This window comes from uncultured Gimesia sp. (assembly GCF_937910335.1).
Taxonomy (GTDB): domain Bacteria; phylum Planctomycetota; class Planctomycetia; order Planctomycetales; family Planctomycetaceae; genus Gimesia.
Map to the genome: position 1 here is coordinate 1 of NZ_CALEMX010000208.1, position 26770 is coordinate 26770.

The 26770-nt window shown below is 46.4% G+C and carries 23 protein-coding genes; 8 read left to right on the plus strand and 15 right to left on the minus strand.

Annotation, left to right across the window (positions count from 1 at the left end; all coding sequences use genetic code 11):
- Positions 1 to 5: 5 nt before the first annotated feature.
- Positions 6 to 443, minus strand: a complete 438-nt coding sequence (locus Q0668_RS07985) for a tetratricopeptide repeat protein (RefSeq protein ID WP_298862483.1) — start codon at positions 441 to 443, stop codon at positions 6 to 8.
- A 150-nt stretch (positions 444 to 593) separates the two neighbouring features.
- Between Q0668_RS07985 and Q0668_RS07990 the strand changes: the two genes are divergently transcribed.
- On the plus strand, positions 594 to 1430 hold the full coding sequence (locus tag Q0668_RS07990) for a sugar phosphate isomerase/epimerase family protein (RefSeq protein WP_298862485.1): 837 nt from the start codon (positions 594 to 596) through the stop codon (positions 1428 to 1430).
- A 1-nt stretch (position 1431) separates the two neighbouring features.
- On the opposite strand, the gene Q0668_RS07995 is transcribed toward Q0668_RS07990, so the two are convergent.
- On the minus strand, positions 1432 to 6657 hold the full coding sequence (locus tag Q0668_RS07995; protein ID WP_298862487.1) for a PVC-type heme-binding CxxCH protein: 5226 nt from the start codon (positions 6655 to 6657) through the stop codon (positions 1432 to 1434).
- 75 nt (positions 6658 to 6732) lie between these two features.
- Entirely contained in the window at positions 6733 to 7848 is a 1116-nt protein-coding gene (locus Q0668_RS08000) for a Gfo/Idh/MocA family oxidoreductase (protein ID WP_298862490.1), read from the minus strand.
- A gap of 268 nt (positions 7849 to 8116) precedes the next feature.
- Here Q0668_RS08000 and Q0668_RS08005 point away from each other — a divergent pair, with 268 nt between their 5' ends.
- The 3 genes from Q0668_RS08005 to Q0668_RS08015 all read left to right on the plus strand — a co-directional run bounded on the left by Q0668_RS08005 (position 8117) and on the right by Q0668_RS08015 (position 11106).
- Entirely contained in the window at positions 8117 to 9277 is a 1161-nt protein-coding gene (locus Q0668_RS08005; RefSeq protein ID WP_298862492.1) for a XylR family transcriptional regulator, read from the plus strand.
- Between the two features lie 131 nt (positions 9278 to 9408).
- Entirely contained in the window at positions 9409 to 9759 is a 351-nt protein-coding gene (locus Q0668_RS08010) for a hypothetical protein (RefSeq protein WP_298862493.1), read from the plus strand.
- 117 nt (positions 9760 to 9876) lie between these two features.
- Positions 9877 to 11106 carry an acyltransferase family protein gene (locus Q0668_RS08015; RefSeq protein ID WP_298862496.1) on the plus strand — a complete coding sequence of 410 codons (1230 nt, stop codon included), beginning with the start codon at positions 9877 to 9879 and terminating at the stop codon, positions 11104 to 11106.
- A gap of 9 nt (positions 11107 to 11115) precedes the next feature.
- On the opposite strand, the gene Q0668_RS08020 is transcribed toward Q0668_RS08015, so the two are convergent.
- From Q0668_RS08020 to purM, 3 genes are all read right to left on the minus strand, one after another.
- Positions 11116 to 12360 (minus strand): methyl-accepting chemotaxis protein, encoded by a 1245-nt coding sequence (locus Q0668_RS08020; protein ID WP_298862499.1) that lies wholly within the window; start codon positions 12358 to 12360, stop codon positions 11116 to 11118.
- 131 nt (positions 12361 to 12491) lie between these two features.
- The gene (locus Q0668_RS08025; RefSeq protein WP_298862502.1) at positions 12492 to 13010 is read right to left on the minus strand and encodes a PAS domain-containing protein; all 519 of its coding nucleotides are present in this window, start codon (positions 13008 to 13010) and stop codon (positions 12492 to 12494) included.
- A 397-nt stretch (positions 13011 to 13407) separates the two neighbouring features.
- Positions 13408 to 14484: a phosphoribosylformylglycinamidine cyclo-ligase gene (purM, locus tag Q0668_RS08030; RefSeq protein ID WP_298862508.1), complete on the minus strand. Its 1077-nt coding sequence runs from the start codon at positions 14482 to 14484 to the stop codon at positions 13408 to 13410.
- Between the two features lie 309 nt (positions 14485 to 14793).
- On the opposite strand from purM, the gene Q0668_RS08035 reads away from it, so the two are divergent.
- Positions 14794 to 15666 (plus strand): fumarylacetoacetate hydrolase family protein, encoded by an 873-nt coding sequence (locus Q0668_RS08035; protein WP_298862511.1) that lies wholly within the window; start codon positions 14794 to 14796, stop codon positions 15664 to 15666.
- 10 nt (positions 15667 to 15676) lie between these two features.
- On the opposite strand, the gene Q0668_RS08040 is transcribed toward Q0668_RS08035, so the two are convergent.
- Positions 15677 to 15874: a cold-shock protein gene (locus tag Q0668_RS08040; RefSeq protein ID WP_145228069.1), complete on the minus strand. Its 198-nt coding sequence runs from the start codon at positions 15872 to 15874 to the stop codon at positions 15677 to 15679.
- 646 nt (positions 15875 to 16520) lie between these two features.
- Here Q0668_RS08040 and Q0668_RS08045 point away from each other — a divergent pair.
- The 3 genes from Q0668_RS08045 (at position 16521) to bfr (ending at position 18586) form a co-directional block, all read left to right on the plus strand.
- On the plus strand, positions 16521 to 16769 hold the full coding sequence (locus Q0668_RS08045) for a hypothetical protein (RefSeq protein ID WP_298862527.1): 249 nt from the start codon (positions 16521 to 16523) through the stop codon (positions 16767 to 16769).
- A gap of 321 nt (positions 16770 to 17090) precedes the next feature.
- Positions 17091 to 17891: a DUF1080 domain-containing protein gene (locus tag Q0668_RS08050; RefSeq protein ID WP_298862530.1), complete on the plus strand. Its 801-nt coding sequence runs from the start codon at positions 17091 to 17093 to the stop codon at positions 17889 to 17891.
- A gap of 224 nt (positions 17892 to 18115) precedes the next feature.
- The gene (gene bfr, locus Q0668_RS08055; protein WP_298862533.1) at positions 18116 to 18586 is read left to right on the plus strand and encodes a bacterioferritin; all 471 of its coding nucleotides are present in this window, start codon (positions 18116 to 18118) and stop codon (positions 18584 to 18586) included.
- Between the two features lie 9 nt (positions 18587 to 18595).
- Here bfr and Q0668_RS08060 read toward each other — a convergent pair whose 3' ends face one another.
- From Q0668_RS08060 to Q0668_RS08095, 8 genes are all read right to left on the minus strand, one after another.
- Positions 18596 to 18883, minus strand: coding sequence for a (2Fe-2S)-binding protein (locus Q0668_RS08060; protein ID WP_298862536.1), 288 nt, complete (start codon positions 18881 to 18883; stop codon positions 18596 to 18598).
- A gap of 363 nt (positions 18884 to 19246) precedes the next feature.
- Entirely contained in the window at positions 19247 to 19960 is a 714-nt protein-coding gene (locus tag Q0668_RS08065; protein ID WP_298862539.1) for a response regulator, read from the minus strand.
- A 31-nt stretch (positions 19961 to 19991) separates the two neighbouring features.
- The gene (phoU, locus tag Q0668_RS08070; protein ID WP_298862542.1) at positions 19992 to 20663 is read right to left on the minus strand and encodes a phosphate signaling complex protein PhoU; all 672 of its coding nucleotides are present in this window, start codon (positions 20661 to 20663) and stop codon (positions 19992 to 19994) included.
- A 4-nt stretch (positions 20664 to 20667) separates the two neighbouring features.
- The gene (pstB, locus tag Q0668_RS08075; protein ID WP_298862557.1) at positions 20668 to 21450 is read right to left on the minus strand and encodes a phosphate ABC transporter ATP-binding protein PstB; all 783 of its coding nucleotides are present in this window, start codon (positions 21448 to 21450) and stop codon (positions 20668 to 20670) included.
- Positions 21451 to 21655: 205 nt separating this feature from the next.
- Positions 21656 to 22534 (minus strand): phosphate ABC transporter permease PstA, encoded by an 879-nt coding sequence (gene pstA / locus Q0668_RS08080; RefSeq protein WP_298862545.1) that lies wholly within the window; start codon positions 22532 to 22534, stop codon positions 21656 to 21658.
- Positions 22531 to 23526, minus strand: coding sequence for a phosphate ABC transporter permease subunit PstC (gene pstC, locus Q0668_RS08085; protein WP_298862548.1), 996 nt, complete (start codon positions 23524 to 23526; stop codon positions 22531 to 22533). The genes pstA and pstC overlap by 4 nt, the downstream gene beginning before the upstream one ends.
- Positions 23523 to 24509 carry a PstS family phosphate ABC transporter substrate-binding protein gene (locus Q0668_RS08090; RefSeq protein ID WP_298862551.1) on the minus strand — a complete coding sequence of 329 codons (987 nt, stop codon included), beginning with the start codon at positions 24507 to 24509 and terminating at the stop codon, positions 23523 to 23525. The genes pstC and Q0668_RS08090 overlap by 4 nt, the downstream gene beginning before the upstream one ends.
- Positions 24510 to 24768: 259 nt before the next feature.
- Entirely contained in the window at positions 24769 to 26547 is a 1779-nt protein-coding gene (locus Q0668_RS08095) for an ATP-binding protein (RefSeq protein ID WP_298862554.1), read from the minus strand.
- Between the last annotated feature and the right edge of the window lie 223 nt (positions 26548 to 26770).

Sequence of the window (26770 nt, forward strand, 5' to 3'; positions counted from 1 at the left end):
CTAAGTCACCGCTCGTTGACCCGACGAGACTGTTGGCAGACGAGATAAACCCATTGATAACAGCTGGCTGCTTCCGTTAATAAACCACGAGTTTCCAATAAGGAACCCAGATTGAAGTAAGCACGTTCATAGTGAGGATGAATTCGGATTGCCTGCTCAAACGATTGACCTGCCTCTCGCCATTTGCCTGCTGCATGGTAGGCCACTCCCAGATTATTATGGACGTCCGGCATCTCCGGGCGCACTTGAACAACCTTAAGAAAATTCGCAATACTTGTTTCTAACTCTCCTCGCTGCAGTTGCAGCGTTCCCAGATAGTACAATGCCTCCCACTGCAGCGCATTGGTTTCCAATATTTGTTGATAGAGTTGTTCTGCCTGATCCAGGTTTCCTGATTGATGATGCGTTAATGCTGTTTTCAGTTGTTCTTGTACATCTACCATGTGAGGATTTCTTCCATTTCCATACCCGGGAAGCGCAGATCAAAAGATTTGCCATCTATCTTTGTATTTGTTGCCCGCTCAAAGTAACATTCTAACAGCAGTACTGCAATAACTGTTCGCTGATCCTTGATACAGAAAGTAAAACGAATCATGGCCGCTCTTGTCTCTTGTCTGACAAACTCATATGGTCGCTTTGGACCTCTCGCTGCAATGGAACACATCCATGATGCAGGTCTCTCACACCTGGAACTCAATATCAAAAACCATGGGGTCCCTTCGTTCTTCAAAGAGACACCCCTGTTAACCAATGGCTCTACCCAGGCTGATATCGATCGAGTGAAAGACCTCCTGAAACAAAACCAGGTACAGCTTTCCAGTTGCAATATTACCAGCGGAAACCCGCTTGATCCGGATGTCGTCCTCATGACAAAACAAAAACTCGATCTGGCATCCCAATTAGGGGTCAGTCTGGTTGTAGGAGGCGCGGGTGAAATAGAACAGGAATCACAAAGAGAAACCCTCTATCAACATTTAAAAGACATCGGAGACTACGCAGCCGAAAAAGGGATTACCTATTGTTTTGAAACTCACCCGGGAATTTGTGTCAATGCAGCCGGCATGTTGCGTACGATGAACGACCTGGACCACCCGCACTTAAAACTTAACTTTGATACAGGCAACATTAATTATTACAACGAACACGCAGACGTCATTGAATCGCTACGTGAAGTGGCTCCGTTCGTGAAACACGTTCATCTCAAAGACTCCTACTGCAAATTCAAAGACTGGAACTTTACCGCACTTGGTGAAGCAGGCGGCGTTGACTTTCTCAAAATCCGTTTCATCCTGGAAGATCAAAAATTCGAAGGCCCCTACAGTCTCGAAATTGAAGGCATCGAAGGCGAACCAGATCCCACACTGGAAGAACACCATCGCCGCATAAAACAAAGTGTGCAATATTTATGCGAGTGCGGCTTCTTCGATTGAGTTAATCAACATCAGGCCCTAAACGTAATTCCAGATCTTTAAAACGAACCTCCATTGGGCCACCGGAATGAATCTGGAATGCAATAATTCCCGACTTAGCTCCTTGAGGATCGTTCAAATCAGTGCAGAGATTCCCATTGATATAAGTCCGAATCCGAGGGCCCACCGCGACGATGCGATACTCGTTCCACTCATTTTCACGCACATGTTCATCCCCCGACTTTTTGAATAAAAGTCCGCGTCCAAGCTCTTCATACAGTTTACCCCACCAGCCTTTTCCGGCGTCTGCCTGATAACCTTTGACATGCCCATTAGGTTCTAGTCTGCTGCGAAACTGGATTCCACTATTGCCGGAATTCGGTGACAGTTTGATTTTGGCCTTCAGTTCAAAGTCGCCAACCAGCATGTCACTCACCAGAAACTCATTCGATTTAATCCCCGGAGACCGACCCACAATTTCACCATTTTCGACGGACCAGAGCTGGCTGTTGCCAGTCCAGCCAGTCAGATTCTGCCCGTTGAAGAACAACTTCAAATTGTCCTTTGTAGCCTGCATAGGAACCTGCTTTCCACTGGCCAGATAGGCAACCAGAGATCGCACTTCACCAGAACTCAACTGCTTCCACAAATTGTCAGGCATCATCGATTTGTCACTCAGGCTCATTTCATCAATTTCAGCGCGGGGAATGATCACAGTTTCATTGGCAGTTGCGACAGTCACCGAGTTCTGATCCTGTTTCTTAATAATCCCGGTTACAATTCGCCCGGATTCTGTCACGATGACGACCGGCTGATAATCCTTCGCCATCACAGCACTCGGGTCGATTACATTCGACAGGAGATAATCCAGATTCGCACGGTTGGAACCCGTCAATTCCGGTCCAATGGTCTGACCGGTTCCAAACAGCTTATGACACTGCTGGCACGTCTTCGTAAAAACGGCTCTGCCCAGATGCAGATCAGGCTTGGGTCGAGGACGGGAGATCATCTTTTTATAGACGGCAATCAATTTTTTCTTATCGGCTGCTGACTCGCGGACGATACCCCAGACTTTACCAATTTTCTGATTCAGACTTTTATCTTTCAGGTTACCCAGTTGACGCACGATTTCAGCCGAAAGATCTTTGGCGGATATTTCTTGCGATTCGATCGCTGCCAGCAATTGATGCGCATAATCAGCCCGACTGGCAAGCGTATTCAAAGCATCCCGTTTTTCATTCAAATCAAACTGTTGATAACGCTCCAGAATCGCAGGAGCGACTGCAGCATCAGAATAACCAGCCAACCCCCGCAATGCTTCGCGACGCAATCCTTTTTCATCCAGTAGGGGAATCAATATCGAAACGAGCTTGGGATCCTGCACACCCAGCAACGAGGCGAGTGCTGATTTTCTGCCCGTCAATTCGCTCTTCGGGTCTCTTACAATTTCACGAAGTTGCTGCATCGCTTCAGGATCACCAAACGTCACCGCCAATGATAATGACTGCGATTTCACAACCGGGTCGGAACTGGAATTCAGTTTCTGACCTACAACAGACCAGACTTCAGGCATCGGAAATTTACGGCGACCGCGCAAGGCGCTATTGATCGAATCTAAAAATACTTTCTGACGCGCGGCTGTTTTAGCCTGTCCCAGTTGTTGAACTAGAAAGGCTACCGCTTCTTCTGTGCCGATGTCAGCAATCCGGCGTAATGTATAAGACTCGATCAAAGGAAGTCGAGATTTCGATGCCAGCTCGAACGAGCGTTGCATGTTATGGGGCGCCAATGGTTCAACCGCATACCAGTAGAGCAAGGGTAAATTATGATCGCTCTGATCTTCCGCATGACTGACCAGACCAGTCAAAATTTCCCAGCGTTGATCCAGAGGTAATCGATTGGCTGCCGAGCCTAGATACAAACGAACGACCGGAGAAGGATCCTGAGTCGCCAACTGAGCCAATTTCGATAAGAGAGCAGCAGAGGGTGTTCCCGTTTCGAGTGCTAATTGAATGGCCCATCCCCGCATATATTCACTGGGGTCTTTCAGCGCATGCATGATTTTCTGTTCCGAAAGCCCTCCCGTTACATGCAGCGCCCATAACCCGCGCAATCGACGTGTCACATCTGCATGATGGAATGCAATCTCTGCAAGTTGTGCGTGTACTTCCGCGTCCGCACCCCGCTCTTGTAGAATCCTGCGCGCTTGCCGAACATACCAGTCATTTTTATGTAACTGTAGTTGAACCAGTTCGGAACTGGATAACTTTTTGAGATCGACCGGAACCGGTTTCGCATTTTTGTAAGCCACACGGAAGATCCGGCCGTTCGAACGATCGTGCTTTTGAAATTCGCGGTGATGGCATTGGTTCGTATCGTACCAGTCAATGAAATAAACTTGTCCATCCGGGCCAGTACGCAAGTAAAGAATCTGAGATGAACGATCGTTGGCGAACAGAAAATCAGGCGCAAAATCCCCTGCATAACCTGATCCGTTACGCGTCAGTACGTCCTGGTTCAGCCGGGCACCGTGTATGTTATTCATAAACAGCTGATTGCGATATTTTTTCGGCCAACTCCCACCGAGATAAATCATCGCCCCCGCATGGGCGTGTCCGCCTCCCACACGATCCGAAGCCGCTCGGTCTGACTGGTTCCATTGCCCGCCCGTCCAATGGCGATGCCTGGCAATCGTTTTGATATCATCATAGGTATAGGGGTTAAAGTGCTGTCCCGCCTGTCTGCGATAGCGGGCATTCTGTGCGACATGAAACAAATGAGGAATCACGCAACAGGTTAGAAAACATTGACCCTGATCATTGAAGTCCACACCCCAGGGATTGCTCGTTCCATGTGCAAAGATTTCGAATTCGTGACGTGTAGGATGATAACGCCAAATACCAGCGTTAATTGGCTGCCGATCTTTATCGGGCGTCCCCGGTTTGCCAACACGCGAATGTGTAAACACGCCATGACAACCATAGAGCCAGCCATCAGGGCCCCAGATAAAGGAATTGAGGGTCTCGTGCGTATCCTCGTAATGCCAGCCATCAAGTAAAACCTGAGGCGCGGCGTCCGGAACATCATCACCGTTTTTATCGGGAATGAATAACAGGTACGGCGCCTGCCCCACCCAGACACCTCCAAAGCCCACTTCCAGACCACTCACCAGATTCAGCTTCTCTTTGAAAATCTTACGTGTTTCAAACTTTCCATCCGCATCTTTATCTTCAAAAATCAGGATCCGGTCTTTTCCTTTACCCTTCGGCTGTCTGCTCGGATAAGCATAGGATTCCGCCACCCATAAACGCCCTCGATCATCGATGGTCATCGCAATCGGCTGCTGCACATCGGGCTCAGCCGCGATCAATGAAACCGAAAAACCATCCGGCACCGTCATCACTTCTGCTGCTTTTGGCCCGGGTAAACCATCGTATTTCTGCGAATGTGTTTTGGGAGGCGCACCACTGTTGACCAGTTCCAAAGCCGCTGGTTTCTGATCATGAAAACGAAAATGATCAAAGTTTATGTGGCCCCATCCACCACTGTGTTGATCTACCAGCCGAATAAATATTTCTTTGCCCTGATACTTTTTCAGATCAACCAGCGTCTGATGCATCCGCTCATGATTACGGCCGCTGGCTTTCGCGATCACTTTGTTTGTTACTCGGTCTACAATTTCGACACGCGTTGATTCATGTGAACCGCCACCCACATAAAATGAGGCGAATGGCTGAGTCACTTTGATTGCAGCAGACGTCAATGTCCCCACAGGCTTGTCTTCCAGAAATTCAAACGTACCCACCCAGAACTGGCCCTGATGCTGACTTCGCATGTCACTGCGCCGAGCATAAACGGTGTCTCCCTTAGCCGGCTGTCGTTCAAATGCTTCGCCCTCAGAAATCCAGTCTTTCAAGTTACCCAGTTCAAAGTCGACATTCACACGCTTGCCTTCTGAGTTTGTGGCAAAAAAATCACCCGGTTTCAATTCGTTTTTCAGTGAAACTTTTTTGGGCACGAACTTTTTAGGTTGTGCTTTCTTCCAGGTTGCTTCGTCAACCTTGACCTTCTTATGCACCAACAAGTACGCGCCAGACTTATTACCCACCACTACATCAGGAAGATTGTCTCCCGTGACATCACCGACAACAACCTGTGTGCCCACACCCGATTGATCGTTGATCTGATAAGGTAGAAAGTCGACACCCTTTTTTGTACGCACGGTTTTAAACCAGTAATTAACGGAAGGCTCTTTGGCACCGGGATCATGGCCCTGATGAGCCCAGAATCGTTTGCCGGTGATGATATCCTTCACGCCATCGCCGTCCATATCTTCCAGAGCAACCGCGTGTAACTGGGAGAACACAACACCATATTTATTCTCTTCACGTTTGCTACCCATAATGGGATGTTCGACAAACGTGATCTCACCATCGCGTTTTACATTTTCAAACCAGGAAAGACCGTAAGCGTGAGCCGCTTTACTAGTAATCACATCCTGATCACCATCCCCGTCCAAATCATAGGCATACATCTGGGCGCCACCCGCACCAGAAAATTTGACGGGATGACGCGTCCAGAACCCGGGCTTACCAAGATCAGCCGGTTGCTCCCACCAGCCATTCTTTTCAAGGATATCCGGCTTTCCGTCTCCGTTCACATCACCTACACCCAGACCATGTGTAAAGCGACCGTATTTCAAATTGGGAGAAATCGCATGAAAACTCCAGGGCTGTGTTGGATCTTTACCCGGCCCGGCAAAACCTAATTGACCACCCGTATGAAAGACCAGCTCCGGTTCACCGTCTCCTGTCAGATCAGCATAAGTAGGAGATTCATTATCGACAGCCGGATGCGCCAGATGTTTTTTCCAGTGCCCCGTTTTGTTCTGTGGATTCGCATACCAGAATCCTTCCTTACCAGGAAATCCGAGAACTATGATATCCGGCCATTTGTCTTTGTTGACATCATGTACGAAAGCAAAGAAGTTATCGGAATAACCATTAATATTCCATTCTTTCACCGGATAGTATTCGTGCTTCGTTTTGAATTCAGGCCCCTCGTGCCAATAGGGACCCGAGATCACATCCTGATGACCATCACCATTCAGATCGCCGAAAGTAGCTCCCTCAGCATAGAACTTTTTCCCCAACTGCAGGCGTTCAAACTGATGGATCGTAAAATCCTCAGCACCAAAAAGTGGGGCCGCATATACCAGCAGTAACAAGAACAGGGAGTAACGAGCCATAACCATTTCCCTCAGTAATCTGTTTAAAACATGTCAATGGAATCAGAAAAAGAAATTCGTATTTCAATTCGTATTTCACTCGAGAGTGAAGTCCGGCAGCGTTTTGATTGCACCACCCGCCAGCGCCGATTCGTGAGCCAAAATCCCCACACTGGTCCAGTTGGCAGACAGCGGCGCATTCGGCCAGGGTTCACAGTCTTCAACCAATGACTTCAAAAATGCATTCACCAGATGCGGATGCGAACCCCCATGCCCAGCTCCTTGCAAAAATGAAAGATGGTCGGCGTCATGAATCGCACGTGTAAACTTTTGAATCTCAGGCGGCAGTAGATGAGCATAGTCGGGCACTTCCACACGCTCGGGAATTTCCGGTTCAGGCTTCTTAGCCGTATGTAACACCGGCTTCTCCCCTTCAATCAAAGGCCATTCAAAAGATTTTTTCGTGCCATAGACATCGACTGACTCACGATATTGTCGCGCCGCATCAAACAGAAACCGCCAGATGTGAGCCGCGATATCGGAGTCTTTAATTTTGATATGACACGTCTCAACCGCAAATTTGTTGCCTGACTTCTCAGCAATATCATCATTGACCGTGCCGGAACCGAAACAACTCACATACTCAGCGCGGCCATTCACCATGCCCAATACCGGACTCACCACATGCGTGGCGTAATGCATGGGAATCATACGTTCCCAGTAATCTGGCCACCCTTCCATATCTTGCGGGTGACTCGCTTGCATGTATTGGATCTTGCCCAACTCTCCCTTGTCATACATCTCTTTAATGAATAAAAACTCGCGACTGTAAACCACGGTTTCCATCATCATATATTTCAAGCCGGTCTCTTTGACCGTATTTACAATTTGTTCACACTCGGCAACAGCCGTCGCCATCGGCACGGTGCAGGCAACATGCTTACCCGCTTTCAACGCTTTGATCGACTGCGGCGCGTGATCAGGAATCGGCGTATTAATATGAACGGCATCGACATCCGGGTCGGCCAGTAATTCATCATAAGAGGTATAACGCTTCTCAATTCCAAACGTATCACCAATCTGGTTCAGGTGCTCCTCCGACCGTTGGCAGATCGCGTACATGTTGGCGTTCGCATGCGCCTGATAAATGGGAATAAATTCTGCGCCGAAACCGAGCCCCACTAACGCGACATTGATTTTTTTCTCACTCATGATATTCCTTCTACGCTGCAATGATCTCAGATGCTTGTTGCGATGCCGTATCCTTACAGAATTAGCGGCCCTTCTTTCATTGTAAAACGTCAAAATTCAAGTACCATGTAAACTTGCGCATAATTAATTGTGATATTTCACCTTCCCCATCTCTGTATTTTTCGCGTAACACTGGTATATTTAGCCGTTTCAAAGAAATTGACGCGCTAACCCCCTTAAAAATATCACATTTATATCACCTCTTCATTAATGCCGGTGGGATCAGATCATGAAAGAACGCCCTTCGATCGCCTTATTGATTGAATCTTCGAATTCCTACGCGCGGGGGCTATTGCGCGGGATCATGTCCTACATCCACGAACATCACCCCTGGTCAATCTACCTTCCTGAACATGGTAGAGGTAGCGTTCCCGTAGAATGGCTCAAAAATTGGCACGGCGATGGCATGATCGCCCGCATTGAAAATTCGAAAATTGCAGCAGCCGTTGAGCACAGTGGCGTACCTGCCGTTGATGTGAGCGCCGCTCGGCTGGCCCCTTCACTCCCCTGGGTAGAAACCGATGATCGTGCCATTGCCAAACTGGCTGCCGAACACCTGATTGAACGAGGTTTTCAACACTATGCCTTTTGTGGAGACCATCGCTTCAACTGGTCTCGCTGGCGAGAAGAACATTTTCAGAAGCGCATCGCTGACGCAGGATTTGTCTGCCATGCCTATCCTCAACAGAAGAAACAAAAAAACACCATCCCCTGGGAAGTAGAACAACAACGTCTCTCCGAATGGATTCAGCAACTCCCCAAACCAGTGGGCGTAATGGCCTGTTATGATATCAAAGCGCAACAGCTACTCGATGCCTGCCGCACGATCAATGTCTCCGTTCCTGAAGAAGTCGCCATCATTGGCGTGGACAATGACGAGATTCTCTGCAATCTCTCAGAACCTCCCCTCTCAAGTATTATTCCCAATACACAACAGACCGGTTACGAAGCAGCTGCTTTGCTGGATCGGATGATCTCCGGTCAAAAAGTTTCTTCCGCAGCACACTTAATCAAACCATTGGGCATTGCCACGCGACAATCGACCGACATTCAGGCCATCGATGACAAAAATATTTCCGACGCCGTCCGTTTCATTCGTCAGCACGCCTGTGATGGCATCAATGTACAGGATGTGCTGAAATCGGTTCCCCTCTCACGGCGTGTTCTTGAAAGCCGCTTTCAAAAATTGATTGGCCGTTCACCTCACGAAGAAATCATGCGGATTCGTCTCGACCGAGTCAGACAGCTTCTGACAGAGACAGATCTCTCATTAATCCAAATCGCGGAACGCACCGGTTTTCGACATCCTGAGTATCTGAACGTCGCGTTTAAAAAGCAGACCGGAATCACTCCCGGTAAATTTCGTCGCGATCAGAAACACGCCCGCTGATATCTTCATTTTGAAAAACACAGTTAGAACGCGTGATCTCTCACAAATTCTCACGCCTCTTGAAAGGAGCCCGTTTCATAACTGGCTAACAGACCAAGAACTTCTGTCATTCAAATGAGAGGCAAGTATCAATGAATCACCCACAAAACCCTCGTTTTAAACGCTATTTACAACTGGCGTATGGATTATTCTGGGGAGGAGTGCTTTCGACCATGCTCGTAATCTATTTCACGGACCGGGTGTTTAAAATTAATTCGGATCCGATCAATATTGCTACGATGGGCTTCGTTTACTTTTTCCTGTTTCTGGGGGCACTGCTGTTATTCATTTCCCACTGTCACCTGAAACTTTGTGAGAATAAAGTACTCAATCTGATTTTTGTCTCGGTCAGTTTTATCATCCAAGCAGGATTCAATTTTGCTGTCTTTGCCTTTGTTTGGATTTTCTATCTCATATACGCGCTGAGAATCAGTTTCTGCTGACGGATGCGCAAATTTAAAACTACTGTATTTCAATTTGTGTCACAAACCGTATATTAGTAGAGATTAATACCTATCACTTTCGCTTTTTCCTTAATCTCTGCGAATCGACGGAACAACATGACAGACACCGATTCCCCTGCAACAGTTGAGAAGGTCCAGAAACGTATCGTCTCCCTGGACCAGTTTCGCGGCTACACCATCGCCGGCATGTTCCTCGTCAACTATATGGGTTTTTTTGCTATCTGCCCGGTCGTGTTAAAGCATCACAACACCTACTGCAGTTATGCCGACACGATCATGCCCCACTTTTTGTTCGCGGTGGGCTTTGCTTTTCGCCTGACCTTTGGCCGGCGGGTAAAATCGGAAGGCGCCTTCTCTGCTTATATGCGAGTCGTACGACGATTACTGGGGCTGGTGCTGGTTTCATTAATCATCTATCGCGTTTCTCCAATTGCCAAAACATGGAGCGAACTTCAGTCCATCGGCGTCTGGGATACCATTGCCGGGCCGCTCAAACGAAACTGGTTTCAAACGCTGATGCACATCGCAGTCACGTCACTCTGGATCCTACCCGTCATTCGTGCGCGGGCGAGCATCCGGATCGCTTATATGATTTTCTCAGCAGTCGCACATGTCGTGCTGTCGTATTACTTCTATTTCACGTGGGTCAACTCGCCACCCAACGGCATCGATGGCGGGCCACTTGGATTTTTGACCTGGACCATTCCCGCAATCATCGGCACACTCGCCTGTGACTGGGTCGTTGAGGCGAAAGACTTGCCGCGCGTCAAACCGATTCTGATCTGGTCAACGGTTTTAATGCTACTGGGATGGGGCATCTCATGTGGTACGCGCTTTTACGATGTCCCCGTTGCAGAGCAGACAAACCCCGCTTATCAAAACCAAAAGTTAGCGGCACACCCTGTCATTCCTGACGAAGCCCAATTCAAAGCGAAGCAGGGAAAACCATTCACCGCCTATCTGGCGGAACCACCTTTCGTTAAACCTCCCAATCAAGGTCAACGAAAATGGAACTACTGGATGATGAGCCAGCGGGCGGGCACACTCGCGTATCTGGTATTTGCCGCAGGGCTGTCACTGTTTGTTTATCTGCTCTTCCACCTGGCCTGCGACCGGGGGAACTGGCAAATACCTCTCTTCCGCACTTTGGGTACGAATGCGCTCGTCGCTTACATCCTGCACGATCTTGTCATGGAAGCGGTCAAACCCTTCGCTACCAAAGATTCTCCTGAATGGTACGCCTGGGGAAGTTTCGTCCTCTTCTTCTGGATCACCTGGCTCATCGTACGCCATCTGGAAAAGAACGAAATTCATCTCCGGCTCTAAACAACGATTTCAACTGGAACGAATCGTCGAGAGAAATTGATTCACCGCACTGTTCAAACTTTCGGACTGTTGCGAAATATCATTGGCAGCACAAAGTAAATCTTGAGTCGCACTATTTGTTTCGTCTGCGGTGGCAGAAACTCTCTGGATACTTTCGGTCGTTTGAACCGTCATCTCTGCGGCATCTTCTACGTTCTGGTGAATCGTCGCGATCGACTCGCTTTGTTCTGAAATCGATATGGAAATCGAATCGCTGATTTCATCTACTTTTTGAATCGTGCTACTGACACTTGAAATATTGGAAACGGCAGCGTCCACGATTCCCTGAATATTACTAATCTGATCGGTAATATGATCGGTTGCTTTCGCAGTATCCTGAGCCAGGTTTTTAACTTCTGATGCCACAACAGCGAAACCAGCGCCGGCTGCTCCCGCCCGGGCTGCTTCGATAGTGGCGTTCAATGCCAGCAAATTTGTCTGCTTGGCAATGTTTGCGATCATTTTTGCAGCAGAACCGATATCGTTGGTCGCCTCTACCAGACCGGACATAAATTCTTTAGCATGTTCGCTTTCATTCACTGCTTGCTGAACAACTTCGGTCGACTGTTTGACACGGGAATCAATCTGCTGAATGGACAAATTCAACTGTACCGTAGATTCCGCCACAACTTCCACGTTCTGGCTGGTTTGATTGATGAATTCCACAGCATCGGTTGTTTCCTGACTGGCTCTATCCGTAACAGCTGTCAACGATTGCACTGTTGCATGCAGTTGCGTGGCCGCTGCAGAAACAATCGTAGAAATTCCCTGAACTTCTTTTTCAAAATCATCTGCCATTTCCAATCGTTTACTGGCCACCATTTCGATTTCTTCTGCCTGACGCTTCATTTCATCGCCGGCTGAATTAATCACTTCAGATGCCTGTTTGAAACTACCCAACATGCCTTTCAACAGGACTTTCCGGAAAAATTTTCCATTGGCGGACGCCGTCAGAGATGCCTTCGACTCTCTCACAAATGCATCGGTATAATCCAAAAGTCCATTTACAGAACGCAGGGCACGCTCCAGGTCACCATCGATATCGATATGCAGCAAACGTGCCTCTAAATCTCCCTGTGAGGCAGCCTCGCAGACATCGGCTAAGTTTTTGATCCAGTGCCGGTAACTTTCCAGTTCAGCTCGTTCATCTTCTGAGATTGGTGATTCCGAATTGTTGTCTGCTGTATTCCGCTCTGCAGTTTCCAGTTTTAACATCTGTTACCTCTATTAAATCTAACAGGAACTTTCTGTTACACACTTTTTGATCATGGGAGTCTGGTTGGATTGCATTTGAGTTCGCATTAATCAAAACACTTTTACGAGTCCATTCTTTAGGCTTTTGCTACTCAAAGTGCGAAGACATATTCATCATATTGAATGCCCGCTTCATCCAACTGAGAAACCAAAGCACTCGTTGCGTTCTGCATTCCAACTCGCCAATCAGAACTTGCGTCTTCAATGCTTTTTAAGGATTGATAAAGGTCTTTGGCTTTTGCGATGGCAGTACGATCCGGTACGCGACGGCTGGAATGATAACCAATGATAGTGCCGAACTCGTCAAAACTGGGGGTCACATGAGCCAGTACCCAGTAATTGTCTCCGTTTTTGCAGAGGTTGTTGACATAAGCAAAAATCTCATTACCGGCATTAATTGTGTCCCAGAGTAATTTGAACACACAGCGTGGCATATCAGGATGCCGAATCAGATTGTGAGGCTTTCCCAGCAACTCTTCTTCTGTGTAACCAGAGACACGGATAAAAATATGATTTGCATATGTGATTCGGCCCTGCAAATCTGTTTTACTGACAATGATTTCATCGTCCTCAAAAGTTCTTTCAAAACCAGTTGGAGCGGGACGTTCCATTTGATTCTTTCCTGCATTAAGAAATTGATTTGAATAATCCAAAACCGTGGCTGACTACACATACAGTCACACTTGTATCTATTTCGGATGCTTTCATCATTATTAGTATTCGAACGAAAACGAGTCCGCGTAATACAAAAAGAAAATAATTTGAGGCATTTGAAATTAAATAAAACGAAATTTTGACGTTTACATCAAATTGAAAATCAGAAATGGCCTGGAGAGATGCAAATTTGAAAACTTGAGGAGGGATTCCATGCAAAAACAGACTGACCACGGTTTCAGTATATTTCCAATCAACAAAGCGCAGGGAGTGGCTTGATCACGTTATTGTGAATCTGGAAAGCGGATCTCATCATCGGAGAAATGTGAGTTAAACACGATGAGAGTCCAACGCTTAGACAAGCGCGACCCCTTTTTCGCCTTCCGTCACTTTTCCGAGTATGTGAGTGGAAATCTGGCTGGCCTGGAGTTTTTCCTGAACCGCCTTCGAATGATCGGCTCGCACGATGGCCACCATACCGATTCCCATATTAAACACTCGGAACATTTCTTCCTCATCAATATTCCCCAGAGATTGCAGCCATTCAAAGAGAGCGGGAACCTCCCAGGCCGACTTCTTCATTTCGATCCGTCGATTGGCAGGTAATATGCGTTCCACATTTTCAACCAATCCCCCGCCTGTGATATGTGCCAACCCGCTCAATACGATTTGATCGGGAAATGATTCGTAAATCGAATTGATGGCGGCTGTATAGATCCGCGTTGGTTCCAGGAGCAGGCTACCCACAGTCCGCTGGTTTAATTCTTCAATCGGATCGTCAATTCCAAGACCCGCCATTTCAAACACAGCTTTGCGGATCAAGCTATAACCGTTGGAATGAAAACCACTCGACTCTAAACCAAGCACAACATCTCCTGCTTGAATCGCGTGACCATCCAGTATCTGATTGCGCTCAACGACTCCGACACAAAAACCGGCCATATCGAAATCACCATCACCATACAGATCAGGCATGATGGCAGTTTCGCCACCCAAAAGAGCCGCTTTGGAAAGAACGCAACCTTTACTGACTCCTTCCATCAGATCGACCAGTCGATCGGGATCATCTTTCCCAAGTGCTATGTAATCGAGAAAAAACAAAGGTTCTGCCCCGAGACAGAGACAATCATTCACACACATCGCTACCAGATCGATACCTATCGTATTATAGATCCCCGCTTCTATGGCAACCTTGATCTTGGTTCCCACACCATCGGTTCCCGAAACCAGGACAGGATCTTCATAATTGCGACCCGACTTTCCCTGTTCCGGATTATTCAGACGAAACAAACCAGCAAACCCTCCCGGCAAATCCATCACTCGGGACTTTTGAGCCAAATGAGTTTTCGCTAGCAGAGGATGAATGGAAGACATCGCTTTCTGATAGAGATCCAGATCAACGCCGGCATCTTTATAAGTCGCTTTGGTCATAATATCATCCGAATATGAAAGAATTGAATCAGGGTTGGGATCTATTAAATACACCACCCTTTAGATCGGGCGATCAACTTTCACCAGCATAGCATTCCATAGATGATAAGAAAATCTTACGTATCAGTTATTTGATAGCCAGCCCGGGAAAACCTTCACCGAGATTGATTCTATCAGAACTCAAAGATATGATCCTCACGTTCACTATATCCATAGAAAAAGGCAGCCCAAAATTCCTACAATGCTATCAAAAACAGATGACTGTTTCTGTTTCACACATATATTATAAATAATCAGGAGAATCACTGCATGAAGTTGGCAACTTTGCAAACAGATCAAGGAAATTCCGTGGTCTCAGTAATTGATCAGGACGAAGAACTGACATTTTTTGACCTGCACGCTTTTGATGAAAGTCTGCCACGCTCTCTCAAAGACATCCTCACTTTGGAAGGGGGGCTGGAACGTGCCCGAAAGGCAGCCACACTGGCAGAGCAGGCAAATCAACTGATTGCAGGCACACTCTTAGCGCCAATTCCCAGTCCGGGAAAAGTACTCTGTATTGGCTTGAATTATCGGGATCACGCGGAGGAAACAGGAATGCCGTTCCCGGATGAACCAGTCTGTTTCAGCAAGTTTTCCAGCGCCGTTACCGGAACGGGCTTCCCCATTCGCATTCCAGCAATTGCCAGAGAAGTTGATTATGAAGCAGAACTCGTTGTTGTCATTGGAAAAACATGCCGCTCCGTCAGCGAGGCGGACGCTCCACGCTACATCGCAGGTTACATGAACGGCCACGATGTCTCAGCACGTGACTGGCAAATAGGACGACCGGGCGGACAATGGCTGTTAGGAAAAACAGCGGACACATTCGCTCCGACTGGCCCTTACCTCGTAACGGCTGATGAAATTAGTAATGCCAACAACCTGCCCATTAAATTGACTCTTAACGGAAAGGTCATGCAGAATTCCAATACCGATAAATTTATCTTTACCATAGAACAGGTAATCCAGTTCGTGTCTCAATTAATGACACTCGAACCAGGCGATATTATCTTTACCGGAACGCCCCCTGGAGTAGGAATGGCACGCAAACCTCCTGTATATCTTAAACCTGGGGACCAGGCTATTGTAGAGATACAAGGGCTGGGCGCACTACAAAATACCGTAGAAGCGTGGGATTGAAATGTGAACTCTACTCGGAAGTAGTAACCCGAACTGCACGCAGGCCACGATCACTTTTTTCGGTTTCAAACTCTACAGTTTGACCTTCTACCAGTTGATCGAATGTGATGCCATCCAATGACGAAAGATGAAAAAAGATATCCTGTTGGCCATCGTTAATGAAGCCAAACCCTTTTTCAGTAATTTTTTTAATTGTTCCAGTGGCCATAAAGCCCATCCTCTAACTTAAAAGTCGCTCGACAATAAAACGGAGTTTATTGTCACTCTGTAACTGATCACCATCTAATGCCAAAAGCAATTCAAATAGTGACACTCTGAAAAAATACGCACAGCGTATTATAACGCAAAAATAATGAAATAATTTTATGAGAAAAAGAGAAGCAGACCACCGCCCAAACAAGGTTTTATGGAACCTTCATTCCCTTAATCTGAAATTTAGTGTGACAAACCCGAATCGAATTAGCAAACTGTTATATCAAAGTTTCTCATAAAATTTTGAGAATTCGAAAAAGCCCATTTCCGGGCTTTATTCCTCAAATTCCACGTTTTTTGAAATTTATACTTGATCTAGACGCTTCTTTTTGGCACCCCTCAATCTCGTTCGATAAAGCCACTCTAAATCAACTCAGTCTACTTATTCTCTTTGACTGTCATAACAAAAAGAGAGAAATCACTCCCCAAAGAAGATATATCTGTTCCATTCACCGATTTCAAACTGAATTCTGACTTTATATACTTAACCACGCTTGAAATCTGAAGGGACTCATTTTTTAATGCTTCTAGACTTATGCCTGTGCAAGACAGGAAACACTCGACTTATTTTCATCAACTAAGGATTCGGAAAGGACAATACAATGTCTTTGACAAAATTAAGCCGACTTTGCGTCGTGCTTACTAGTATCAGTATCTCAGCCTGGGCCGTCGGTTGCGGTAGCCCTGCATCTAATTCGACAAGCAAACCTGCAGGAGAAGTTCCAGCAGCAGGTCAACCCGCTGAAGCTGGTTCTACAACCGGTGGTGCCGGTGCAGAAGTACCAGAAGGTGGAGAAGAAACCAAAAAAGAAGGCGGAGAAGAGCCCAAAAAAGAAAAATCCGGCAGCTAAGCTACCGCACGCCAGTTTTCTGGTGACATAGATGAAAATGAAAACGCCCGTTCGCAAAACGGGCGTTTTTTGTTGTATCAATGAACATTACGACGCTCGAGGATCAGAATCGGAACTCGCTCACAGGTTTGATCACTGAATTCGCATTTTAAAAAGTTCACTTACAAAACGGTGCTATTCCCTCTGCTTCGCATTATAATAAATCCTCTTTCCTCTAAAAGGATCGCTTTTTCATTTTCTGTGAAACAACATTGCTCACGTTGTTCGTTTTCGGAGTGATGTATGCCTCAGATGATTCTTCGAAATAAAAGGAACACTTTTGTGAAATCAGTATCTGTATTAACACTTTGTTTGTATTTGTTTTTAAGCCTCTGTTTGCCAGACACAGCATTAGCAGAGGAAGCCGGGTCACAAGGGAAATGGATCCCGTTGTTCAATGGAAAAAACCTGGATGACTGGACGGTAAAAATACGTGGCTATGATGCAAATGATAATTTCGGAAAGACGTTTCGCGTTGAAGATGGTCTACTGAAAGTAGGCTATGACCAATACGATGAGTTCGCTGATAAGTTTGGTCATCTTTTTTATAAAGATTCCTTCTCGCATTATATCATCCGTGTGGAATATCGGTTCACCGGAGAGCAATCAAAGGGGGGCCCTGGCTGGGCATTTCGCAATAGTGGGATTATGATCCACGGCCAAACTCCTGAAAGCATGTCGAAAGATCAACGGTTCCCCGTGTCGATTGAAGTGCAATTACTAGGAGGAAAAGGCTCAGGAGAACGTCATACAGCGAATCTGTGCACGCCGGGAACTCATGTTTTCATGAAAGATAAACTTTTCAAACCGCACTGTACGGATTCCAGTTCGAAAACCTACAATGGAGACCAATGGGTGACAGTGGAAGTCGAAGTACGCGGTAACGAAATCATTAAACATATCATTGACGGCGAGACCGTTCTCTCCTATACAAAGCCCCAACTCGACAACAAAGATGAAGATGCGAAAAAGCTCATTGAAAATGGAGCCCCGATCATGCTGAAGGAAGGCACGATTTCTCTCCAGTCTGAAAGCCATCCCATTGAATTCCGAAAAGTAGAGCTCATGAAACTCAAACCGTAAAGAAAACAACTGGTATTGAGAATCTGTTTCAGGAAAACCAGCACTGACGGCTCACTTAACAGAGACCTTGTTTCAATACACTAAAATGATGGACTTTGATGAGTTTCAGTCTGGTACTATTTCACTCATTTACAAATACTATCCTCTGGTTCGCGGAATAGATGAATCCTGCCCGAACCTGCAAACACCAGTAATTCAAAAAAACACGAAAGAAAGCAATACCAATGAAGGGTAGCCAGAAAATCATTGATGCCTTAAACAGTGGATTAACCATCGAACTGACGGCAATCAACTTGTATTTCATCTCATCAAAAATGTGCAAAGACTGGGGCTTCGACAAGCTCGCCAAGCACTTCTATGATGAATCGATTGAAGAAATGAAGCACGCTGATCAAGTCATCGACAGGATTCTCTATCTCGATGGAGTGCCGGAAATTGCCCGATATGACGTGATCCGAGTCGGAAAAACAGTGGAAGAACAAATCCAGAACAGCCTGGAATTAGAAACCAGGGGAGTTGCAACTTATAATGAAGCAATCGAACTCTGCCATCAGGATAAAGATGCAGGCAGCCGGGAATTGATGGATCAGATGGTTGTTGAGTCTGAAGAAAGCGTCGACTGGTGCGAATCACAACTGGAATTGATCAAGCAAGTCGGAATTCAGAACTATCTCGCCGAGCAAATCCGGGAATAAAATTAGAAGTTAGCCGACGGCAACAGCACAGAGACAACGCCGCTTTGATTCACCACAATCGTCACATTGCCCTGCCAACAGGTCTTTAATTCGACAATGGCAGGCAGTGCAGCCTTTGCCTGCGCCACAACCACGCATCACTTCATGAACCGATTCCGCACTGGTATCAGAGATACATTGCTGGACTTCCTCATGAGATACGTTCAGGCAATGACAGAGTAATCGCTGACGCGGAACAGTTTCTTTAACCTGAACTGAGGCGGATTGACTGAACTCGCTCTGTGTAACAATTGACATTTCACTTCATATCCAAGCGTCTGTCGCATCTTAATGTGGCAGACGCTGTTTTAATTCAGAGTTAAAATCTTGGTTACGGCAGGGTTTGCAGGCAGGACTTGAGAGTGCCCCATTTCCGGGTTGATCTCATGACTGGAAGACTATGAGACTCAGTCTCAACAACGCTAAGTATATCGGTCTTTGCGATGCAGGTCAACTACTTTGAAAAAAGAAAAAATCGACTTTGGAGGAGTTTACCGGCCATACAAGCGCACATACACACACGTACCTGCAACATAAATAGCTCCCCTAATGCTCAAAAAAACAAAATCGACCTGTGAAGCAGAGATAAGACTCAGAACGATCAAACGCTGAAAGCAGCGATCATGTTGTCTGTTTTTTAAAGGCAGTATCAGGATCCCGAAACCGATATCCCACCCCCCGCACAGTTTCAATCAGCTGGGAATGCTGATCCAGCTTCTGACGCAATGCCCGAATATGCACATCAATCGTTCGCTCCAGAACCAACGCATCATCACCTAAAGCAGCATCAATCAACTCGGCTCGAGAGAAAACCCGGCCCGGCTGTCTGACCAGGGCTTCGAGTAATTCAAATTCACTCCGTGTCAGCGAAATCGGCACATCATCAATCATGACTCGATGACGACGTCGATCAATCATCACTCCCTGGCTCACAATCGTATCCGTTGATTCCCCGTTGCTTTCACGACGTCGAAGCAAAGCTTTGATTCGCTCCAGCAAAATTTTTACACTGAAAGGCTTGGTGACATAATCATCTGCTCCAAGTGTAAAACCGACAACCTGATCTGTCTCCTCTGATTTGGCAGTCAGCATGAGAATCAGTATATTGTTGGTCACAGGATCGGAACGTAGTCGGCGACAGACTTCCAATCCATCCATTTGCGGAAGCATCAAATCCAGAATAATCAAGTCTGGTGCCTTAAGTTGTGCCTGCCTTAATCCATCCATCCCATCCAGGGCAACGACAGCATCATATTTCTCCTGTCGCAGATTATATGCGAGAACTTCAGAGAGACTACGATCATCTTCAATGACGAGAATGCGTTTCTTTGACATTTTTTCTTAGATCACTTATATAAAAAACGAGTCAGTTAGAAAATATTTCCTTATGACGATGACGAACAATTTCACCTTCCGTCAAATAAATTACATCTTCAGCAATATTAGTTGTATGGTCGGCAATACGCTCGATATGGCGTGCTGAAGAAAAAAAATGTAATGCTGGTTTAATCAGTTCTGAATCGGTTTGCATCAAAAGGTAAATTTCATTGATGATTTCTCGGTTATACTCATCAACGATATCATCTCTCTTACAGACATCACGCGCTTTTTCAGTATCAAAATCAATAAAAGCATCAATCGCATCTCGAAGCATCGAAACGGTGACCTTGGTCATTGGTTCCAACGAGGCAGGAATGCGAAAGTCAGGATAATGCGACAGTCCAATTGTCCGTTCTGCAATATTAACAGCGAGATCAGCGATACGCTCCAGGTCATTGTTGATCTTCAACACCGTTGCTGTTTCACGTAAATCGACGGCCACCGGTTGATGCAGCGCCAGAATTTTCAAGCAATCCTCTTCGATTTTGACTTCACTCTCGTTGATCGCGCGTTCTTTTTCAATGACTTCGTTAGCCAGATCAACTTGAACTTCATAGAGCGCACGACTGGCTTTGGAAATCATCTCTTCTACGAGAGAAGATTGAGTGATGAGTTCTCGTTCAAGCGATTCCATATCGCGCTGTAAATGTTTTGTCATTGGCTTATCCAAATCTGCCAGTAATGTAATCTTCGGTTTGCTGTTTTTGAGGATTCGTGAAAAGCGCTTCCGTAGCCCCGGATTCCACTAGTACTCCCTGATAGAAAAAAGCAGCCTGATCTGAAACCCGTGCCGCCTGTTGCATATTATGCGTCACAATCACGATCGTATACTGTTCTTTAAGTTCAAAAATCAAATCTTCAATTCTTGCCGTGGATGCAGGGTCCAATGCAGATGCCGGTTCATCCATCAGTAATATATCAGGGTCATTCGCTAAAGCACGGGCAATACACAACCGTTGTTGCTGTCCACCTGACAAATTCAAAGCTGATTCATTTAAACGGTCTTTCACCTCATCCCAGAGAGCCGAGCGTTGCAGCGAACGTTCCACAATTTCGTATAAATCTTTCTTCTTACGGATACCAGCTATTTTAGGACCGAAAGAAACATTGTCAAAAATCGATTTCGGAAAAGGCGTTGATTTCTGAAACACCATTCCAATTCGCTTTCGCAAGGTGACGATATCCGTCCGGGAAGAATAGATCTCCTGACCTTCCAGCAAGATCTCTCCCTCAACCCGCGTTCCTTCAATCATATCATTCATACGATTAAAGCAACGCAAAAACGTCGACTTACCACAACCGGAAGGACCAATAAAAGCGGTCACACAACATTCAGGTATCGAAAGCGAAATATCAGTTAAGGCGCGGTTCTCTGAATAATAAAATGACATATCTCGCACACTGATTTTTTCAGTGGCCTGTGCCAATTCATCCGCTGTCCGCATTCGCTTTCCTGATGGAATCGAAGGTCGCACGATGGGAGCTTTTGAAAAGCCGGAAGTCGCCTTATCGGAAGGTTGTATCATTTTTTTTACCAAGGGTGTAGAAGCCATGGATTGAAAATCCTTGCTAAGTGAAATTATAGATACTTTTTATTAGTATGTGTCACTCATTTTTCTGATTACTCATTTCAATCCCAAACGCCCGGCATTACCAGCGGATCTTTTTCCCATATTTATGACGTACAAAGATCGCGATCGCATTCATGCTGACTAATACAATCAGGAGAACAAGAATACCAGCAGCAGCCAGATGATGAAAATCCTCTTGAGGCCGCGATGTCCAGTTGAAAATCTGTATGGGTAACGATGTGAACTCATCTGAGAGACGTTCTGGTACAAAAGGTACATAAGCCATTGCTCCCACGACAATTAAAGGAGCAGCTTCTCCCAATGCGCGAGAAAGTGCTAAAATCACCCCTGTCATGATTCCAGGGAGAGAAGCGGGCAAAACCTGATACCAAACCGTTTGCCACCGAGTGGCACCCAAGGCGTATGCCGAACGACGAATCGAATCGGGTACCGACCTCAGTGCCTCCTGACTAGCCAGAATAATAATCGGAAGTACAACCAGAGTCAGTGTCAGAGCACCTGAAAGAACGCTCCGCTCCAGGGCTAATGCACGCACAAACAAAGCCAGGCCTAGAATCCCATAAACTATGGAAGGCACACCAGCCAGATTGGAGATATTTAATTGAATCAATTTGCGCCATCTGCTTTTAGGAGCATATTCTTCCAGATAAACGGCAGCCCCCACTCCCAGCGGAACAGAAAACAATGCCGTCAGACCAATCAACCAGATGCTTCCATATAAAGCAGACTTGATCCCCGCCTTGTGTGGAAAACGAGAGGGAAACGAATCCACAAAATCCCAGCTCAGCCAGCTTTTTCCTTGCAGAATGATATTCCAGATCAAAATGAACAGCACAATTACACACGTAACCGTCGCCAGAAAACAAACCGAAGTGAATAATAAATTCGTAATTCGGCCACGTCGTTTTGCTGTATAGATATCAAGCTTTGTACTCATTCGTATTGTTCTCCCACTCGAGAGAGAATGTATTGCGCGATCACGTTCATTACCATCGTTGTAATAAACAACATTAATCCCACAGCAAAAATGGTTCGATATTCGACTGTACCCGTGGGTGTATCACCCTGACTGACCTGCACGATATAGGCTGTCATGGTTTGAATACTTTCCAGAGGATTCAAAGTCAGCTTGGGTGTAGCACCCGCCGCCAGAGTGACTGCCATCGTCTCTCCAATGGCTCTAGAAATCGCCAATAGAAAACTGGCAATAATTCCCGACAAAGCTGCCGGCACGACAACTCGCACCGTCACCTCAAATTTATTGGCGCCCAACGCAAAAGCGGCTCCGCGCAGAGAAAGTGGAACCGACTGTAAAATATCTTCGCTTAACGAAATGATCATCGGCAGGATCATGATGCCCACGACGATACAGGCACTGGCAGCGTTAAACACCCCGGCACTGGGAAATAAATAACGGATGATCGGGGACACGGTAACAATAGCCAGATATCCATAAACAACGGAAGGAATGCCGGCCAATATTTCCAGAAACGGCTTGACGATATCCCGGAATCGCGGAGACGCATATTCACTCAGATAAATGGCGGTTCCCAGTCCAATAGGAACCGCAACAATCGCAGAACCGGCGGCAACCAACATCGTTCCACACATCAAAGGCAAAATCCCAAAATGCTGTGGCTTCAACAACGGAGTCCACCTCGTACCCGTCAAAAATTCGATGATCGAAACGTCGAAGAAAAATTGAACGGATTCATACAACAGAATAATGACAATACCCACAGTGACTAGTACAGAAATACTGGCACAGATGAACAATGCGAAATGAATGACACCTTCATAGAAAGGACGCAGGCGAACCAACAGGCCATCTGCTCTTGCTAAAGACGTGGAGCGAGGCAGCTTGATAACTGCTGCCTCGCCGAGTTCCATCTCAACCGATTGTTCTTTGCCGGAACCTTCTTCTGTCACTTGGATAAAGCTCCCTTAAAACTATCCTGATTTGCTTTGACGACTTCATCTGAAACGGGGACATATCCCACATCAGCGGCAAGCTCAGCTGCGTTTTCCAGATAAAACTTCACAAAGGCAACTGCCTCTGGCCGCTCGAAAGCTGATTTTCGCACATAGATAAACAAAGGACGCGAAAGGGGTGCATAAGAATTGTCACGTACCGCTTCCACCGTTGGCTTTTTGCAACCAGCACCACTGTCAACACCCAATAGCTTCAGTTTGTCTTTGTTCTCTTCATAATACGCGTATCCAAAATAACCGAGAGCATACTCATCTGACTGGACTCCCGTTACCAGAACATTATCATCTTCGCTGGCAGTGTAATCCGCTCGACTTGCTTTTTCTTCCCCGACTATTGCTTTCGTAAAGTAATCAAAAGTACCCGAATCAGTACCAGGCCCATACAACTTGATCTCTTTGGCAGGCCATTTGGGATTCAGGTCTTTCCACTGTTTCACTCCACTTTCAGGACGCCACAATTCCTTAAGCTGGCCAGTAGTCAAACAATCACACCAGGTATTTTTAGGATTCACAATCACAGCTAAACCATCAAAGGCAACCGACAGTTCAATAAATTCAATCCCTTTTTCTTTACACGCAGCGGCCTCTTTTTCCTTCATGCCACGTGAAGCATCACAGATATCAATTTCGCCAGCGATGAACTTTTTCATCCCGGCGCCGGTTCCGTGTACTCCCACAGTAACACGCACATCCGGCTGCACTTTGCGAAACTCTTCAGCAACCGCTTCACTAATAGGATAAACAGTACTCGATCCATCAATTTGCACTTTACCCGAAAGCTTTCCACTTCCAGCGTTTCCCGCCTGTGATTCAGAGCCATCGCCATCGTTACTGCCACCAGAGCATCCAACGCCAATCAGGAAAATCCCCATCGCCAGACACAGCACTCCCATTGCTTTCCCAATATTTCTTGTGACCATTTCGTGTAGCTCTCCCAATGCGATATGCTGGAAATCAAGATAGATGTTTGCTTAAAACAAGGCGTGAAACAAACTGGCCAGAATGACCAAAAAAGCGTTCGGCACACCTTTTTCAGATGCCCATTAACATACCCGCGAAGTGTTAAGATAATATTAAGAATCTGTGAAGTACTTAATCTTTCCTCAACATTCAGAAAGCAGAACGCAAAACACTTAATCCTTTTAATAAAAAGGACTTACATCACAGACGACGGGAATTTTAACCACGCGGAAGACGTACAGAAAAGGTACTGCCCTCGCCGACTTTACTGGTAACTCCAATGCTACCATTGAATGACTGAACCAGGTGTTTCACGATGGAAAGCCCGAGACCCGTTCCCCCTAATTCGCGCGAACGGGCTTTATCCACACGGAAGAATCGTTCAAAGAGACGCGCCTGATACTTTTCCTCAATCCCAATGCCGGTATCTTCCACTTGAAGTAGTACCGTATGGGAATCTTCGCATTGCCAGCGAATGGTAATCATCCCCTGATCGGGAGTGTATTTGATGGCATTATTAATCAGGTTGCCCAGAATCTGATGCAACCCTTCTTCATCCGCTTTAATTTTGATTCCAGGCTCTTTTTCTTCAATCAGCAGTTCAATGTTTTTGGACTCAGCAACTTTTTGCTGGTCAACCAGACACGCTTCCACAAAAGGTCTCAGTTCGATACTAACGATATCAAACACCTGATTTCCTGACTCAATGCTGGCCAGACTAATCAGATCCATAATTAATTCATGTAATCGTTCGGCCTGTTCTTCTATCCGAAGCAAAAAAGTTTGACTGATCTTCGGATCATCCATCGCGCCCCGAATCAATGTTTCGGTATAAGCTTTGATGGAACTCAGAGGAGTTTTCAATTCATGCGAAACATTCGCCACAAACTCCTGCCTTAAAGATTCCAACCTGCGCAGCTCAGTCATGTCGAATAATACAATCACCAGACCCGGGCAGGGATCTCCGGGCAATGGGGTCGTCGTGACTCCTAAAATCCGATCACTGGTACTCTCCAGCTCGACTTCCATTCGCCGAGGCTCCAGTGTATTCAACACTTCAGTCACCGCTTTTTGCAGCTGATGGTTGCGGACGGATTCAAACAAAGGCTTCCCTTGAGCCTCTTCAGGAGAGAAAAACAGGAGTCGACCCGCTGATTCATTGGCAAATAATACATGTTGATGATCATTCGTGGCGATCACACCTTCCACCATTCCTTCCAATACAGTACCCAATCGATCGCCACTAGCCTGCAATTGCCTGACGCGCTCAGCCATTTCCTGACTCATATGATTAAATGACTGCGCCAGAATTCCCAGCTCATCCTGCTGCGGAAAATAGAGCTTTTGATCATAATCCCCGCCCGCTATAGACTCGGCGGCATTGGTCAAAATCGTCAAGGGACGGATCATCCGGGCCACAACCCAATAGGTAATAAACATCACCGTCAAGCTGACCAGAAACGCGATACTCCAGATCAGTTTTTCAACGGAAGAAACTTCCTTCTGAATTTTTGCCATTGTAATGGCAACGCGCACGACGCCTGTCGGCTGACCTTTTTCTTCAAACAGCATAGCATAATACAGCATCGGCTCACTTAAGGTCGGGCTGATTCGTTCGGACGTTCCAGAACCGGTCGAAATCGCCTGGATGATTTCAACACGATTCTTGTGATTTTCCATTCCGCCAACCATCTCCAGAGTAGCCTGGTCAGAATCGGCGATCACAATACCATCCATATCGATCAGAGTCAGCCGTGTACCCGTCAGTGCGCCCAGCTTTTTGACCTTTTCCTGTAGATGCTCTGTAAGTCCTTGCTGAAAAACATCATCCAGACTGCTCCGCATGATCACAGCAGAGTCATGCAAACGCTGCTGAACCTGTTCAACGACCTGAGATTGCTGACGCCCCGAAACGATCAATACAAAGACAATCGCAGACGCGATATTTAAACCGGCATAAACCAGAAACAGCTTCCAGAACAGTCGCGAAGACCACATCGTTACATCCACCTTGACGAATAAGAGAGCATTCTACGAAACCATCACCGACAATCACGATGCATTGGTCCGTCAGCCTCTCAAAACTCTACAATAAATAAATTCGAATAACAGAATTCGCCTATTGTGAGCCTGACTCCAACTTCTCTGCAAGGGCTGAACATCATTTTCATAAAGAGTTCATTAGAACTCCAGAAAATAATCGGATGCGCGTCAGAATGCA

Coding starts and splice junctions, on each gene's coding strand:
- pstA (WP_298862545.1), bottom strand. CDS start 22,534: ATGAGTACAAAGCTTGATATCTATACAGCAAAACGACGTGGCCGAATT.
- Q0668_RS08000 (WP_298862490.1), bottom strand. CDS start 7,848: ATGAGTGAGAAAAAAATCAATGTCGCGTTAGTGGGGCTCGGTTTCGGC.
- Q0668_RS08005 (WP_298862492.1), top strand. CDS start 8,117: ATGAAAGAACGCCCTTCGATCGCCTTATTGATTGAATCTTCGAATTCC.
- Q0668_RS07985 (WP_298862483.1), bottom strand. CDS start 443: ATGGTAGATGTACAAGAACAACTGAAAACAGCATTAACGCATCATCAA.
- Q0668_RS08040 (WP_145228069.1), bottom strand. CDS start 15,874: ATGGCCACTGGAACAATTAAAAAAATTACTGAAAAAGGGTTTGGCTTC.
- Q0668_RS08025 (WP_298862502.1), bottom strand. CDS start 13,010: ATGGAACGTCCCGCTCCAACTGGTTTTGAAAGAACTTTTGAGGACGAT.
- Q0668_RS08035 (WP_298862511.1), top strand. CDS start 14,794: ATGAAGTTGGCAACTTTGCAAACAGATCAAGGAAATTCCGTGGTCTCA.
- Q0668_RS07995 (WP_298862487.1), bottom strand. CDS start 6,657: ATGGCTCGTTACTCCCTGTTCTTGTTACTGCTGGTATATGCGGCCCCA.
- Q0668_RS08010 (WP_298862493.1), top strand. CDS start 9,409: ATGAATCACCCACAAAACCCTCGTTTTAAACGCTATTTACAACTGGCG.
- pstB (WP_298862557.1), bottom strand. CDS start 21,450: ATGCGGACAGCGGATGAATTGGCACAGGCCACTGAAAAAATCAGTGTG.
- Q0668_RS07990 (WP_298862485.1), top strand. CDS start 594: ATGGCCGCTCTTGTCTCTTGTCTGACAAACTCATATGGTCGCTTTGGA.
- bfr (WP_298862533.1), top strand. CDS start 18,116: ATGAAGGGTAGCCAGAAAATCATTGATGCCTTAAACAGTGGATTAACC.
- Q0668_RS08045 (WP_298862527.1), top strand. CDS start 16,521: ATGTCTTTGACAAAATTAAGCCGACTTTGCGTCGTGCTTACTAGTATC.
- Q0668_RS08095 (WP_298862554.1), bottom strand. CDS start 26,547: ATGTGGTCTTCGCGACTGTTCTGGAAGCTGTTTCTGGTTTATGCCGGT.
- Q0668_RS08020 (WP_298862499.1), bottom strand. CDS start 12,360: ATGTTAAAACTGGAAACTGCAGAGCGGAATACAGCAGACAACAATTCG.
- Q0668_RS08090 (WP_298862551.1), bottom strand. CDS start 24,509: ATGGTCACAAGAAATATTGGGAAAGCAATGGGAGTGCTGTGTCTGGCG.
- Q0668_RS08015 (WP_298862496.1), top strand. CDS start 9,877: ATGACAGACACCGATTCCCCTGCAACAGTTGAGAAGGTCCAGAAACGT.
- Q0668_RS08065 (WP_298862539.1), bottom strand. CDS start 19,960: ATGTCAAAGAAACGCATTCTCGTCATTGAAGATGATCGTAGTCTCTCT.
- Q0668_RS08060 (WP_298862536.1), bottom strand. CDS start 18,883: ATGTCAATTGTTACACAGAGCGAGTTCAGTCAATCCGCCTCAGTTCAG.
- phoU (WP_298862542.1), bottom strand. CDS start 20,663: ATGACAAAACATTTACAGCGCGATATGGAATCGCTTGAACGAGAACTC.
- purM (WP_298862508.1), bottom strand. CDS start 14,484: ATGACCAAAGCGACTTATAAAGATGCCGGCGTTGATCTGGATCTCTAT.